Origin of the sequence: Clostridium lacusfryxellense (assembly GCF_018861735.1) — a bacterium.
GTDB classification, from domain to species: domain Bacteria; phylum Bacillota; class Clostridia; order Clostridiales; family Clostridiaceae; genus Clostridium_AD; species Clostridium_AD lacusfryxellense.
In genome coordinates, this window is the sequence record NZ_JAHLEB010000081.1 from 1 (window position 1) to 14,671 (window position 14,671).

The window sequence follows — 14,671 nt, forward strand, 5'->3', positions numbered from 1 at the left end:
TTTTCTCCAAACATATAAACTTTTAAATCTAATTTTCTAAGACTTTCTACATATTGGTCTCCAGTCATTAATCCCATTAAAATCATTCTCCTCATATATATATTTTTTGTAACTTTAAATTTAAATTACTTTACATACATATATGTAGCAATATATGTGCCAACATTCTACAGATATTCTGTTTTTCTGGAAAATACTATTAATATAATGTATATCAATACATTTAACTTTATTTTCCGAAAAAATATTGTTATTGTTTTCACAAATATTTCTAAATAAAATAGCACCTGTTTCATATTTGCAACAAATGCTAAATATCGAAATAACATAATTTTATAAACATCATATGCAATACGTGTTTTAAGAGGTATCAGCTTTATTGCATTATTGCAACATGTTTCATTATTACAACACATCTTGTTCTAAATATCTTTTACGTTTTCTGACAAAAGTAGAAGCATCAATCCCAAGCATCTTTGCAGCATCACGAACATTACCGGCACTATCGAACGCTTTACTAATAAGGTTTGCTTCTACTTTTCCCACTGCTTCTTTTAGATTGCATATATCATCACTAGTACTATTTTTTTTAATAATATTTGCTAGGTTTTTGATAGGCAAATCATTTTCAAATATTTTATCACTACTGCTCATTACTATAACTCTTTCTACTATATTTTTAAGTTCACGAACATTACCAGGCCAATTGTAATTATAGAGTGTATTCACAGCCTCAATGGTGAAAGTTTTGTCAAAGTTATATTTTTTATTTAATTGGGATAAGAAATGTTGAATTAAAGGAATAATATCTTCTCTTCTCTCTCTTAATGGTGGCACAATTAGTGGGACCACATTTAAACGGTAATATAAATCCGCCCTAAAAGATTTGTCTTTAGTCATATCCTCTAGGTTCCTATTAGTAGCTGCGAGCACTCGCACATCGATTTTAATCGGTTTCACTGATCCTACTCTTTCCACTTCTCCTTCCTGTAGTACATTAAGCAGCTTTACTTGTATATCTAAAGGAAGTTCTCCAATTTCATCTAAAAAAACAGTTCCACCATCCGCAACTTCAAAAAGACCCATCTTACCTTCCTTATTGGCACCCGTAAAAGCACCTTTTACATATCCGAAAAGCTCAGATTCTATAAGATTTTGAGGAATTGCACCACAATTAATTTTTATAAAATTTTTACTCCGTCTCATACTATTTTGATATATAAACTTAGCAATTTCCTCTTTTCCAACTCCAGTTTCTCCTAATATCAAGACAGTAGTATCAACATTAGCTACTCTTTTAGCAACTTCGAGTAAATCTAACATTGTTTTATCCTTAGCTATAATATCTGATAAATTCAAATATTGAATTCTCATCGCTTCAATTTCCGAATAATATTTTTCTGTAAGTTTCATATTCTTAGCTAGTTCTTCCTGGAGTTCATATAACTCAGTTATATCTCGGACATTTGTAACTACCATACTTATATTCCCTTTATCATCAAATATAGGATTACTAGAAACCAACACTTTTTTACCAGTACTAAATTCTTGTTCAATTGTATTCGTTTTTCGATTTTTGAGTACCATAAGAGTAGCTGACTTAGATATATATCCTTCCTTTTCTAGTTCATACATGTTCCTGTTTATCATGTCTTTTCTTTGTAAACCTGTTATTTTTTCATATGATTTATTAATTTTCAAAGTATTAGCTTTACCATCAGTTATGTAGATACCATCAAAAGATGATTCAATAACCGCATCCAATTCCGTGCAATTAAGTCTTCCCTGACTACATTCGTAAGTACAATTTAATTTTTTCTTTAGCTCATTTATTTTTTCTGATTCATTTGTAATACCTTTCCTTAACATATTATTAACACTAAAAATTCCAACAAACTTACCCTGTGCATTTTTAACTGCCATATAACTTTCCTTATCATTAACATAATTATCTATTTTTGAATCCTCATCAATAATATTTTTTTTGCTGTGTGAAAGATATTTTATATTTATATCAGGCTTAGTACCCTTCATATAATTATCGATTATATCATTTTTTGTTAGAAGACTAATTAAAATTTCTTTTTCATCTAATATTGGTATAACTTCAACTTGATTATTAATAAATAGTTGTGACGCTTCATAAAAAGTATTACTTTCTTTAAGTGTTAAACCACCTCTGATCATAACATCCCTTACTTTCATAACAACACCTCTCAATCTATAAAAAAATTAAGCCATGACATATCTACATATTACATAGCTAATTTTATTATATCAGAAAAAGCATAATTTAATGTAATTTTTCAATCACTATTTTAGTTTAAATATATTATTTGGTTGATTTTTACTACCTCAGTACTAATACTTTAGCTTTTCCTTGTAAAACTACTTCATTTAGTACATTTATACAAAAAGTATCAAGAACTATAACTTTCTTATCCTCATTAATTTCAATTATTGTCGCCTTTGCTTTAATTATGTCGCCAATTCTAACAGGTTTTAAAAATTCAAAACTCTGCTTTAAATATATATTTCCTTCACCCGGCAATTTAGTTCCGAGTAAAGCTGAAATTAACCCACCAACTAATTGTCCGTGTACTATTCTACCTTTAAAATAAGATTTTGTTGCTTTTACCTCATCCATATGCACGTAATTATAATCCCCTGTAAGTCTTGCATAAGTTTCGACATCTTCTAACGTAAACTCCTTTATTAATTCGTCGCTCTGACCTACGTAAAATTTTTTAATATCTGACATTGCATTTTCTCCCCCTACACAAAACTATTTTTAAATAATTAATTGTTTACATATTAGCAACTCTCTATTAGATCATCCCATTTATACTAAGAGAGCACCACCTAACTAATTCGCTTGTTATTAAAGTTCCATCCCAAGGAGAGTCATAGAAATTCATATAACCAATTTTTACAACTCTATTTACGCCTATAGCAGTTACTCTGCTTGCAAAATCTATAGTTTTTTTATTATTCTTTGAAGCTATTCCAATAGTTTGTATGTTTTTAGTAATTAAAGGGCATATCTCCATAATATCTTCAAGTTCTTTTATAAATATGGTTCGACCTGTAATAGCCTCTTCAAGTTTTATCTCGCTATCAATTAATATGGTATATTGAAGACCCTTACCAATATAAGCCATTTTATCTAATCCAAGTAAATATTCACCTCTTTTATTAATTACTTTAGCAGCTATGGCCTGCTCAAGATCTAGATTGCTATTTCTTTTAATAATATTTTCAAATTTGTGGCTTAACATTATTGCTATTTTATCCACTGAAAGATTGCTTTTTTCTATAAATAATACTTGTGGTGAAGAACATGCCTTTTGATTGAATGTAATTATATCTGTAACTAAATTTTCTAGGTATTCTTCAAAATCATTACTTTCAATAGCTGATTTATCAAAAACAGCAAAGGAATACTTAGGACCAAATATTATATCCTTACAAGTAGTTTTTTTAGGTAAAAAAGAAATGGAATCTACTGCTGATTTCCCTCCCCAAACTATTCTCGCATCTGCTTTCAAAGACATCAAAGCATTCAAATTTTTATCATCACTATTAAAATAGATAAGTGCAATACTTTTCAATATAATATTCGATGAATAAATATTCCCCTCATATTCAACTTCAATATTCTTAAAAAAATTCAATAAATTATATACATGACTTGCACTATCCTTGGAGACCCTTAGTATATTACTGTTTTTGCATAATACACTCTCAAGTACCGAATATATAGATAGTGTAGGCACATTTCCAGCCATCCAATGGCAAACTACCCCTTTTGGTTGTGCTTTAATGTATTTTTCTTCATCTACTTTTACAAAATCATTTAAAAATTCAATATTTCCTAAGTTAAGTTCTAACTGCTTTTCAATATTTACTTTCTTTAAATAAAAAGATAAGAATGGAACACCTTCCATTCTTAACATTTCTCTATTTTTAGCTATTTTCTTGCTATATTCATTTATTATAAGTATTATAACTTGCACAGGAAACTTATTAAGTTCTGAAAAATTATTATTTAGGCAGATTTCTATATCATTAAAATCTGCATATTGGATGCCATTTTCATAAAATTCTCCATCTAATTCATAACACTTTATCATCTTCCTACCTCCCTTTCCGCAAATGTATCCCCACAGCCTCTAATTTCAGCCTTGTCTAAACGAGACTTAAATTTAAAATATTTGCCGCATCTGCCACACGGGCAATCATCTATGCCAATAAACACTCCAATGTCTTCAGTTAAAATAGCCTGCGATGGATAACTAGTACCTAAAATGCTCATAACTTCAATAAGTCCTTCCTGACCAAACTTAACCTCTTCTAAAGTCTGTATGTCCCTTATAATAACTTCCGCAAAATTTGGTACATGTTTGTTTCCATACTGACAATCAATAAAGACTACCCCTGACTGCTCTACCATTCCATAAAAATCAATCACGTTATCTTTACTTGTGTTAAATATTTGAGAAGCGGTCTCTGCGAATTCGTCCTTTTCAACCTTTTCAGAAATAAGTTTTTTCCACCCACCACTATGCAACAACTTTAATTTTGGCAAGTTTAGTTTTATTTGTTCTTGTTTTAAAACTTTTAAAAATTTAGACCACAATATATAAGTAAATCCATAAACTAAAATTTCCTCATCTTTATATTTTCTTTCAAATTCCTTAAGTCTATCTAAATTTAATTTAAGTTCTTCTTTTTCTTTATCCATTACATAGAATATCTTACTAGCGAAAGTGCTTAGACCTCTTATAGCTGCACCACGAGCTGTTATAGTCGCACCTCTTTTATTGCTCTGCGCATCATCTACAACAAGCATTGGTTTTCTTGAACTACCTAAAAAACTTGTTAATGTGCTTATTAAACCTTGTGTTTGCATTATCGAAGTCTTTTTATCTAAATATATCTTACTAGGAATTCCTGTGGTGGTAGCACTAGATTGTAGAACCCTTACAACTTGATCTTCACTACATATCCTTAGCTCGAAAGATTTAAACATATTAACAGGTATATATGGAACCTGTTCTAATGTATTGATTTTATTAAGATCTATACCTAATTTATCATACATAGTTTTTATGTTTAAATTTTGCTTATTGTTTTCTAGTTGAGTTAATATAATACTTAAAAGATGCTTTTCCTTTTCCTGCTGATTTATGTTGAATTGCTCTCCAAGTACTAACTGATCAATTAATTCTAATTCATCCATCTAATTCACTCCCCTACTTTCACTTTAACTCCTTAAGTTTTTTCATCAACACCTTACCAGAAGAATTTTTAGGAAGAGCATTTAAAAATTCTATATACCTCGGAGTTTTATATGAAGGTAATTGTGTTCTACAAAAATCTACTATATATTTTTGGTCTATACAAGATTTATTTTTTGCAAGTACTATATAGGCCTTTACAGCTTCTCCTAGAATATCGTCATTTACCCCTACAACGGCGCACTCTACTATCTCTGGTATTTTTAGTATTATATCCTCTATTTCTTTGGGGCTTATTCTAATTCCACCACTTTTAATAATGTTCTTTTCTCTCGCAACTATATATATATACCCATCATCATCAACCGTTGCTAGATCACCGGTATATAAATCGCCATTCTTTAAAACCTTATCAGTTTCTTCCTTATCATTAAAATACCCTTTCATAATGTTTCCACCTCGAGCAACAACTTCGCCTGTTTCTCCAGAATTTACACTCTTTCCTTCACTATTTAAAACCATAAGTTCTGTTCCACTTATCCCCTTTCCTATGGAATTCATTTTTTTACAAATTAAATCCGGAGGTAAATATGATAATCTTGCTGTAGCCTCCGTCTGTCCATACATTATAAAAATATCTACATCCTTTAAAATATCTATAAGCTGCATTATAAAAAGTTCCGGAAGTTTACCACCAGCCTGCGTGATATACCTAAGTGAGGGGAGTTTGGTATTCTTTATGTCCGTCATTCGTAAAAGTATTTGATAAGTACTTGGAACCCCTGAGAATCCTGTACAATTATATTGAATTATATCCTCAACAACAGTTTGTGGAAACATAAACTTATTGTTAATTACAAGGCTTCCACCAACCCTAAAGTGGGTATGTAGAATTGATGTGCCATAACAATAGTAAAAAGGAAGCACTGTTTCTACTCTATCACTCTGCGTAAGGCTTAAATATTCTATTATGGAGTTCGTATTAAAGATAAGATTGTAGTGCGTAAGCATTACTCCCTTAGGGCTTCCTGTAGACCCGGATGTAAATAGAATTACGGCTACATCTTCATTTACATCTACATCTATATTCACATTATTATCATAATCATCTTCATCTGAACAATCAAAATCTTGCTCACCTATGTCTGTATAAATTTCAACGTTACCATTAACTAATTGTTTTATTTTTTCGCTGTACTTATTTTGAGTGAAAATCACCTTTATCTTAAGAGCATCTATAATATATTTTATCTCATTGCTACTTAGTGATGGGTTAATAGGCACACAAATAAGTCCAGCTTTAATTATTCCAAAATAATTTTCAATAAAAAAATCGGAATTTTCTGAAACCAAAAGTACAGCATCCTTTTTAGACAGCTTTTTACCCTTTAGTAAAGAAGCTTTTTTTTTACTTTTTCATAAGTTTCTTTATAACTTATTTGTTTTTTTGTTATTACAGAAGTTTTATTAAGTTTTGCTGAAAACTCAAAAATATAATCTGTAAATGTCATATTTGGACACCATATTTCCCAAGTATTTTCTTAATACCACCTACAGTATACATTCTAGAAATATCTACTACACTCAGAGCTATTTCAAAAACCTCCTCTAAATTTGTTACAAGTTCTACATGACCTAAAGAGTCCCAAGACTCAATCTCATCTGGACCTAAATCATCGGTTATATCCTCTATTTTTCTCAAATCAAGTACATCACGTAACACTTTGTTTAGTTTATCTAAATTACTCATAGTAACTCCTCCTAAATTTTAATAATATATTATATTCAAAGCAATTTTCATGCCAAAATTATTGTGTTTCACCAAGTATAATGTTTTTTTCGTCTTCAGTGAAATCAAAATAGTCGTATAGGTAATTTTCGTCTTTACCTTCTATGTCAATCATAGCAGGTAAGCATAATTTCATTAAATTATTTGGATAATATTCATATGCGTCATCACCTAGCTTTTTTGCAAACGTCTTAAAATAAAATTCATAGATTTTGCTGTTTAATAAATATAATAGGAAATCATAAGTAAAAGAACTATTATCTTTTAATATAAGTGCATATACATCTGCGCTAAAATAACTTCCAATATCAAGCGCAAATCTATTACTGCTTGCCTTAAATGGAAATATAATTTTTTCTCCTTCAAATATATTTTGTTTTCTGCCCCATTGAAGTTCATACCATTTTCTAATACCATTTTGACATTCTCTTCTTTTTATTAGCTTTTCCTTTTTAACTTCAATATAATCCATTGCATTGGGATACTCAAGTGGATTTCGAATTAAATCTGAATATATTATGTAACTATCTCGTCTTAAAACTGAATATTTTTCTATATAACTACTTTTAATCCATGGTTTAACTAAATTTATTTCTATATTTTCAATTTTTGTAATAGCACTATTTATAACAAAAGCTTTATCACATCCAGTTATTATTCCCTGATAACTATTACATATATCACTTAGAAGGGTGAATTTTTTTTGTTCTATTTTCTTTATAATATTTCTCTTATTTTCATCTATTAATATCCAACCCATGTCATCTAATAACGTTTGATTAAGAAAAAAACTATTAAATACATTTCCGTTTCTTAGGAATATACTATTGTAAAATTCGTGTTTATGTTTATGTTTTATGTTTGAAGGTTTTATAATTTCAATTTCATTATTTTGACTTTCACCATTTTCTATAAACATAATTACAGGATCTATTCCTACATTCTTAAATGGCCTTATACCATAAAAATCAATGATTTTTTTTATAATACATCCTTCTTTTAGTACCTTTCTCAAATATTGTCCACTAGGTGATTCTAGAAAATACCTCGAAGTAATAAACGTCAACTTTCCTCCGAGACTTAAATCTTCTATTGCTTTTTTAAAAAAACAATAAGACAAATCCCCTTTGTCCTTATATACATCTTTATATCTAATTTTTAGAAAAGATGCATAATCATTGTCTATAGATTTTTTCCCAACATAAGGCGGATTACCTAGACAAATGTCATATTCCATATCATTTTCATATAATAAAAAGTCTCGATTTAAAATATTTCTACTTATGCACCCCTGACTTAAATCATATAAATCTATAACAAGAATTTTTATTGCTATATCATCAATATCAAACCCATATAAATTATTAGTTATTATATGTTCATCAATGTTATCCATGCTTAAATTCAAGTTATTTTTTTGATTAATAGAGTATAAATTATCATTATACAATTTTCTAAGATAGTTATAGCAACAAATCAGTATATTACCTGTGCCACAAGATGGATCTACAATTTTAATATATGGATTTTTTATTATATGATTAGCTTCTATAGTATTTTCTATCATATACAAAGTTATAGGTTCCGGAGTATATACAGTTCCACTTTCTTTGTTGTTTTTGATGAAGTCATAATATACTTCCCCAAAACTTTTTTTATGTAATATTTCTAATTCTTGCTTATATTTTTTTAAAGCAGTTGTTTTAAATATATTATCTATTGGACTTACTATAATATTATGTAGTTCGTTTATGTTCTGTTTTAACGAATTAAGCATTTAATATATTTTCATTAACAATCAATAATATTTTATCTCGTTTAACTCTTCCATTATTTATTAGTTCCGTGCATCGTTCTTGAATCTTTTCTTTATATGTTTCATCTTTAATACCTGACAAGTTTATTCTAACATTTAAAACTGCACTTTCGATAGATGCCTGCAGCATTAAAACTGATACTCCAGCATCAGAAATAACATTTTTATTTCCTAATTTAGCGGCTATGTCAATAGAATCATATATTTTATATGATTCTTCAGCAACAAGTAATGGTACTTCTAATGCTCCTTTATAACCTTCTTGAATTTTTTCGTTTCTTATTTCTATCTCTACACTGCTTCCCTTAGGTAGTTTAAATGTAGACATTAAAATTAAAAAAGATTCTTTATCTTTGTTCATTAGCTCTAAAAAACTGTCCTGATTTTCTAGGCATAACTCTAAATTATTGAGTATAATTGTTTTTTCTTTATCACCATATTCATTATATACCTTCTTACCTACAGTTAAATTAAACACCATTGACCCTAATGCACAAGCTAAAGCAGAACCTAAAGCAGACACACCTCCACCTCCTGGCACAGGTGAACTAGAACCTAGCTCAGTTATAAATTCTTTAATAGTTTTTTGATCTAACATATTGTATTCCTCCATAGAAATTATTTTTATATTATTCCTTTGTTAATACCACTACAGACAAGACTATCATAATACTTCCAATTACAATTCTAGCTGAAATTGGTTCTCTTAATATTAATGTTCCTAATATTAAACCAACTATGGGTTCAATAATGCTATAAATTGAAGCTTTAGATGGTCCTATTATTCTAACGCCTTCTAAAAATGCCATTAATGCGACTACTGTAGATATGAATGCTAATAATAATATTGCCACAAGTGCATAAAATGAAATATGGATATTAAAATTACTTGTAAAATTTGCGGCACCAAACATTACAGCGGCAGATGCACATGATATATAAAACGTAAGAACATAACTATTGATGTTTCTAAATTCTTTATGTGATGCTCCTAACACATATAACGAATATAGTAGAGTAGCAGTACCTGCTAATATTATCCCTTTTAAATTAAAACTAACGCTTCCTGTATCTATTAATATATAAATACCTACTAATGAAATAAGTAATGAAATGATTTTCCTCTTATATACTTTCTCTTTATAAACTAGGTACGCTAGCAGGGTAACAATAGACGGATAAGTATAAAATATCATGCTCGCCATTCCAATACTTATATAATTATAGGACATAAATAAACTTGCAGTTGTAAATGTAAATCCAAATACACCTACAATTAATACTAAGAACAATTGTTTTCTAGTCAATTTCATAGATATACCTTTAGATTTCAAATAATATAAAAGCATAATTGCTGCGAAAAAAAACCTAAGGAACAATGTTGTATATGTATTGGCGCCTCCTCTATATGACAATTTAGCAAGGATTGGCATAATACCAAAAGCACAGGCTGATAATATAATATATAAAATTCCTTTTGTTTTTTCCATTGTAGTCCTCCATGTTTTAATTTACGCGATAAAAATAACTTAAATTTTAATACATAATAAAATTGTACCATTTTTGCGTTGATTTTTCACTATTTTAATATATATTTAATAAATAATTAGTGTGAAATGCTTTAATTAGATGAAGTATTAAACTTTATTTGAAATAATTCTAAATAAAACAAAAGCTCTATGTCTTATTCTATTGACATAGAGCTTTGTTATATTTTAGAAATTACTTATTTTACATTACCAGAATAGGCATTATCCCAAGTGTTTGAGAATACAAATTCTTTTACATCTTTTTTCTCATAATGATCTTTGCTTTCTGCAATTTCACCTACAGGAGTTATAGCAACAACTTTATAATTTTGTGGAATTGATAATGTTTTTTTAATAATATCTTCATCAATTGCCGCAATCCAACAAGTCCCATAACCCTCATTAGTAGCTGCTAAAATAAAATGTTCCATAGCTATCGCACTGTCTACTAAATAGTATTCCTTGTTTTCTACTTCACCGGACGCATTAGGATCCGCTACTATAACTGCTGTCATAGGTGAGTCGATTATTGACTGAGCAGCAGAACTATCTTTATTCATTATAGATTTAGAAATTTCTTCTAACTCCTTCTTTTCATCCACTAAAATAAATTTATATGAATTATTATTCTTCCAAGAAGGCGACATCATAGCTGCATTAATCATCCTAGATAATTTTTCTGGATTTATTGGGGTATTTTTAAATTTCTTAATACTTTTTCTACCTTTAACTACATCGTAAAATTCCATATAACACACTCCTTTAAAATTAGTATGTGTAATTGTTAAATAAATAATGTAGTTAAATAATAATGTATTTACTTTATTTTAAAATAGTTTTATATATTTGAAAATATGTTTCCCAAAATTTTTCTAAAGAAAAATTATTTACAACAATATTATATAGATTTTCACCTTTAATATTTAAATTATTTCTATCTAAGTACGTTTCCTTCATAGTTTTGTAGATACCTCTATTATCTTCATATTTTACTTTATATCCGCTTTTTTCATCCAAAATATTTTCTAAATCCCCTACTTCTGTATAAATTAAAGATTTTTTTACAATTCCTGATTCTAACACGACAAGTGGTGGAGCTCCACCCTCACTTAAAGAGACTAAAACACTTATATTGGAGGCATTTATATATTCAATTGGATTCACAACATTTCCAGTCATAATAACTCTATTCTCTAGTTTTAACTCAAGTATTAATTTTTCTATTTCGGGCCTAAGCACACCATCACCAACTAAAAGTAGTTTAACATCATTAAACTCATGTGATAGTTTTTCAAATGCTAATAAAACTTGTCTATGATTTTTTATAGGATGAAGTCTTGCAACCATGATGTAAATAAAGTCATTATTTTTTAATTCCAATTTTCTTCTTATATCTACTGTTGACGTCTTTATATTTATTTCATTTATATCTATGCCATTATTCACAACGGCTTTATTTCCTTGAATTTTCTGAGTATCTAATAAATATTTCAAATTATTAGATACACAAATATAATTATTAAAACTCTTTAGTCCCATAATACTCAGAGGTGTAAAAAGGATTTGTTTTATTTTATTATTAAGAAAATCATATCTAAAATCACTGTGAACTACCGCTACAGTGGGAACTTTAAATTTATTTTTCAAAATCAAGTGCATTAAAAATGGTTTAGCTCCATGGAAATTCACAATATTAATTGAGTTCTCATTTATAAAATTTACTAGTTCCACATTCTTGAGCTTCTTACTAAAAAGCTTAAAGTTAACATCCATATCTCTAGCCTTAAAGTAGAGCGGACCTTCTCCCACGCACCCAATTATATTTTCAAAGTATTTATTCGATTTATTACATATATTTAATACGTGTTTTCCACCACCACCATTATCATTACCGGATATGATATGCAAAACTTTAATATGAATCTCCTCCTTTTAATAGGTAAAAATTATTTACTTTTGTATTTTTCCTTTATCACCATTAATATAAATTCAGGTATAGATGACAACCTTTTAATTCTAAATGGTTCCTTTGAAACTCTATATAACCATTCCATACCTAAATTAATCATCCATTTAGGTGCACGTTTAACATTACCAGCTATAATATCAAAACTACCTCCAACCCCCATAAATATTTTACATGGAAGTCTGTCCATATATTTTGATATAAATATTTCTTGCCTAGGACATCCCATTGCAACGAATAATACTTGCGGGTTAACTTTTTCTATTTCTTTTATTATCTCTTCACAATCATCTAAATTAAAATATCCATCATGACTTCCGACTATATTTAAATTTCGATATTTAGTTCTCAAATTAATATTGCACATATCTACTGTTTCCTTTGTAGATCCAAGCAAATATACTCCTTGATTTTCTTTTTCACATCTTTTTACTATCCTATCCATGACCTCTATACCAGCTATTTTTTGACTAACTGGTTGCTTTACAATTTTCGAGCATATTACTGTTCCAATTCCATCTGGGATAATAATAGACTTTTCACTTGTGAAATTATCTAGCAACATATTATTTTGAAGTCCATTAAGAAGAACCTCTGGATTTCCTGAAATAATATGTACTTTTTTAAAATTGCTTATGAGTTTAAACAATTCATCTATATTCTCATTAAAAATTACATATTGAAAAATTTTTGTTTTCATACAAGTCCCTCCAAATAATTCACCTTTTTACGTAAATGGTATATTACTATTCATTTAATCTATCGTTAAACTTTCTTTATGACAATTATTTAATAATGCTTCTGAAGTAGCTAATAAAAACCAAAAATATGTTGTTACTTTAGGAACAAAAAATAAATTATCAGATGAATTCATAAATAAGAAAGCAACCATACTTGCCATTACACCAATATAGAATGCTTTATGGAAATTATCTGTAGTTGTACTATACAATTTTTTAACTCTAATTAAAGCCATTAAAACTACACCCACGAAAGAAACTATACCAATCAAACCTAACTCACTTTGAACTTTTAAATATGAATTATGTGATGGATAATTTTTATAGTCATAATATTTAAGTTCTTTATACTTACTTACATATTCATTATATCTTGTAACATAATTTCCGTTACCAACACCTAGTATTGGATGTTCTTTTATCATCATTAATGCTGTTTTCCAAAGTTTAATCCTTAATTCATTTTGAGCTAAGTTAACTATTCCTATAATTCTTTTAAAAACAGGAGGAATTATAAAAATTAAGACACCAAACCCCCCAAGAGCGAATATTAACTTAATACTATAAATTAGTGATAGTATAAATAATCCTAACACAAATCCTAATAATGCATTTCTAGAAAAAGTCATCAACATATTAGCAATTACTAATAATGAAAGTAATACATAAACTATTTTTTTGTTTTTATTTTTTTCATAAATACTTAACATAATTAACGGAAAAATTATTAGTATTAAATATGCACCATAGGCATTCGGGTTAGAAAATGTTGATGTTATTCTTATACTTCCTCCAAATTCATATGTTCTTTTAAACGTTTCAGCCAATGCAAACCCTGTAAAATATTGAACTATGCCAATGCAACTTAAAAGAAATGAAATAAATATAAAACAGTTTAATAAAATGTTAACTTGCTTCTTATTATTAAACTCATATTTTATAATAAAATACATAAAGACATATGATAAAAATCTGAAACTTTCACTCAATGCTAATCCTTTGTCAACTGCATAAATAGTTGATGTTATCATTATTCCTAATAATATTATAATAAATAGACTCAATTTCTGTGTAAAAAAATCTATAATAGAATGAACAAAGTTTTCTCTACTCTCTCTGAAAACTATAATATTTATAATGAACACAAAAATTAATAATCCTAAAATTATATCAGTAATTGTTACCCCAGCAAACTTAATTCCTTGTGGAATTAATGGCAATAACATAATATAAATACATGTTAATAAAAACATTGTTTTTTTAAAATAATTCACTTTCCAACCTCATTTCAAATAGTACAAGCTCATTTTGATTTTGCACTTATTTTAATAGTTTCTTAAATCTCAATTATAATATTTTTAATTTTATATAAAATATTATAGTCACTCTCCTTAATCATTTTACATCATTTTAAATATTATTCAACTATTTTTATCAATATTTATAATATAAATAAAAATAAAAAAAGCCAGTTCTATATCAATGTCATTAAGTTAACCATCTTGTGACAAATAGAATTATAGCCAATTGAAAGTATGTATGCTTTTAATTGGCCTTTTTCTTTTACAACTATTATTTTTGGGCATGCAAA

The 14,671-nt window shown here is 28.1% G+C and carries 14 protein-coding genes; all 14 read right to left on the reverse strand.

Annotated elements, in window-relative coordinates:
• Nucleotides 1-405: 405 nt before the first annotated feature.
• The 14 genes from KPL55_RS24055 to KPL55_RS24115 all read right to left on the reverse strand — a co-directional run bounded on the left by KPL55_RS24055 (nt 406) and on the right by KPL55_RS24115 (nt 14,354).
• Nucleotides 406-2,205 (reverse strand): sigma 54-interacting transcriptional regulator, encoded by a 1,800-nt coding sequence (locus tag KPL55_RS24055; protein ID WP_216309301.1) that lies wholly within the window; start codon nt 2,203-2,205, stop codon nt 406-408.
• Nucleotides 2,206-2,350: 145 nt separating this feature from the next.
• Nucleotides 2,351-2,761, reverse strand: a complete 411-nt coding sequence (locus KPL55_RS24060) for a MaoC family dehydratase (protein WP_216309302.1) — start codon at nt 2,759-2,761, stop codon at nt 2,351-2,353.
• A gap of 67 nt (nt 2,762-2,828) precedes the next feature.
• Nucleotides 2,829-4,133, reverse strand: a complete 1,305-nt coding sequence (locus KPL55_RS24065) for an acyl-CoA reductase (protein WP_216309303.1) — start codon at nt 4,131-4,133, stop codon at nt 2,829-2,831.
• Entirely contained in the window at nt 4,130-5,242 is a 1,113-nt protein-coding gene (locus KPL55_RS24070) for a LuxE/PaaK family acyltransferase (RefSeq protein ID WP_216309304.1), read from the reverse strand. Before KPL55_RS24070 ends, KPL55_RS24065 begins: the two co-directional genes overlap by 4 nt.
• Nucleotides 5,243-5,261: 19 nt before the next feature.
• Nucleotides 5,262-6,593, reverse strand: coding sequence for an AMP-binding protein (locus tag KPL55_RS24075; protein WP_246599814.1), 1,332 nt, complete (start codon nt 6,591-6,593; stop codon nt 5,262-5,264).
• Between the two features lie 35 nt (nt 6,594-6,628).
• Nucleotides 6,629-6,751 (reverse strand): hypothetical protein, encoded by a 123-nt coding sequence (locus KPL55_RS26465; protein WP_281418909.1) that lies wholly within the window; start codon nt 6,749-6,751, stop codon nt 6,629-6,631.
• Complete coding sequence (locus tag KPL55_RS24080) at nt 6,748-6,990, reverse strand: acyl carrier protein (protein ID WP_216309305.1); 243 nt, start codon at nt 6,988-6,990, stop codon at nt 6,748-6,750. The genes KPL55_RS26465 and KPL55_RS24080 overlap by 4 nt, the downstream gene beginning before the upstream one ends.
• A gap of 58 nt (nt 6,991-7,048) precedes the next feature.
• Complete coding sequence (locus KPL55_RS24085; RefSeq protein WP_216309306.1) at nt 7,049-8,806, reverse strand: N-6 DNA methylase family protein; 1,758 nt, start codon at nt 8,804-8,806, stop codon at nt 7,049-7,051.
• Nucleotides 8,799-9,443, reverse strand: a complete 645-nt coding sequence (locus KPL55_RS24090) for a cyclodeaminase/cyclohydrolase family protein (protein WP_216309307.1) — start codon at nt 9,441-9,443, stop codon at nt 8,799-8,801. The genes KPL55_RS24085 and KPL55_RS24090 overlap by 8 nt, the downstream gene beginning before the upstream one ends.
• A gap of 31 nt (nt 9,444-9,474) precedes the next feature.
• The gene (locus KPL55_RS24095; protein ID WP_216309308.1) at nt 9,475-10,335 is read right to left on the reverse strand and encodes a DMT family transporter; all 861 of its coding nucleotides are present in this window, start codon (nt 10,333-10,335) and stop codon (nt 9,475-9,477) included.
• 236 nt (nt 10,336-10,571) lie between these two features.
• On the reverse strand, nt 10,572-11,123 hold the full coding sequence (locus KPL55_RS24100; protein ID WP_216309309.1) for a nitroreductase family protein: 552 nt from the start codon (nt 11,121-11,123) through the stop codon (nt 10,572-10,574).
• Between the two features lie 73 nt (nt 11,124-11,196).
• Nucleotides 11,197-12,282: a glycosyltransferase gene (locus tag KPL55_RS24105; protein WP_216309310.1), complete on the reverse strand. Its 1,086-nt coding sequence runs from the start codon at nt 12,280-12,282 to the stop codon at nt 11,197-11,199.
• A gap of 38 nt (nt 12,283-12,320) precedes the next feature.
• The gene (locus KPL55_RS24110; protein WP_216309311.1) at nt 12,321-13,040 is read right to left on the reverse strand and encodes a WecB/TagA/CpsF family glycosyltransferase; all 720 of its coding nucleotides are present in this window, start codon (nt 13,038-13,040) and stop codon (nt 12,321-12,323) included.
• 54 nt (nt 13,041-13,094) lie between these two features.
• Nucleotides 13,095-14,354 carry an O-antigen ligase family protein gene (locus KPL55_RS24115; RefSeq protein WP_312887384.1) on the reverse strand — a complete coding sequence of 420 codons (1,260 nt, stop codon included), beginning with the start codon at nt 14,352-14,354 and terminating at the stop codon, nt 13,095-13,097.
• Between the last annotated feature and the right edge of the window lie 317 nt (nt 14,355-14,671).

Coding starts and splice junctions, on each gene's coding strand:
- KPL55_RS24055 (WP_216309301.1), bottom strand. CDS start 2,205: ATGAAAGTAAGGGATGTTATGATCAGAGGTGGTTTAACACTTAAAGAA.
- KPL55_RS24060 (WP_216309302.1), bottom strand. CDS start 2,761: ATGTCAGATATTAAAAAATTTTACGTAGGTCAGAGCGACGAATTAATA.
- KPL55_RS24065 (WP_216309303.1), bottom strand. CDS start 4,133: ATGATAAAGTGTTATGAATTAGATGGAGAATTTTATGAAAATGGCATC.
- KPL55_RS24070 (WP_216309304.1), bottom strand. CDS start 5,242: ATGGATGAATTAGAATTAATTGATCAGTTAGTACTTGGAGAGCAATTC.
- KPL55_RS26465 (WP_281418909.1), bottom strand. CDS start 6,751: ATGACATTTACAGATTATATTTTTGAGTTTTCAGCAAAACTTAATAAA.
- KPL55_RS24080 (WP_216309305.1), bottom strand. CDS start 6,990: ATGAGTAATTTAGATAAACTAAACAAAGTGTTACGTGATGTACTTGAT.
- KPL55_RS24085 (WP_216309306.1), bottom strand. CDS start 8,806: ATGCTTAATTCGTTAAAACAGAACATAAACGAACTACATAATATTATA.
- KPL55_RS24090 (WP_216309307.1), bottom strand. CDS start 9,443: ATGTTAGATCAAAAAACTATTAAAGAATTTATAACTGAGCTAGGTTCT.
- KPL55_RS24095 (WP_216309308.1), bottom strand. CDS start 10,335: ATGGAAAAAACAAAAGGAATTTTATATATTATATTATCAGCCTGTGCT.
- KPL55_RS24100 (WP_216309309.1), bottom strand. CDS start 11,123: ATGGAATTTTACGATGTAGTTAAAGGTAGAAAAAGTATTAAGAAATTT.
- KPL55_RS24110 (WP_216309311.1), bottom strand. CDS start 13,040: ATGAAAACAAAAATTTTTCAATATGTAATTTTTAATGAGAATATAGAT.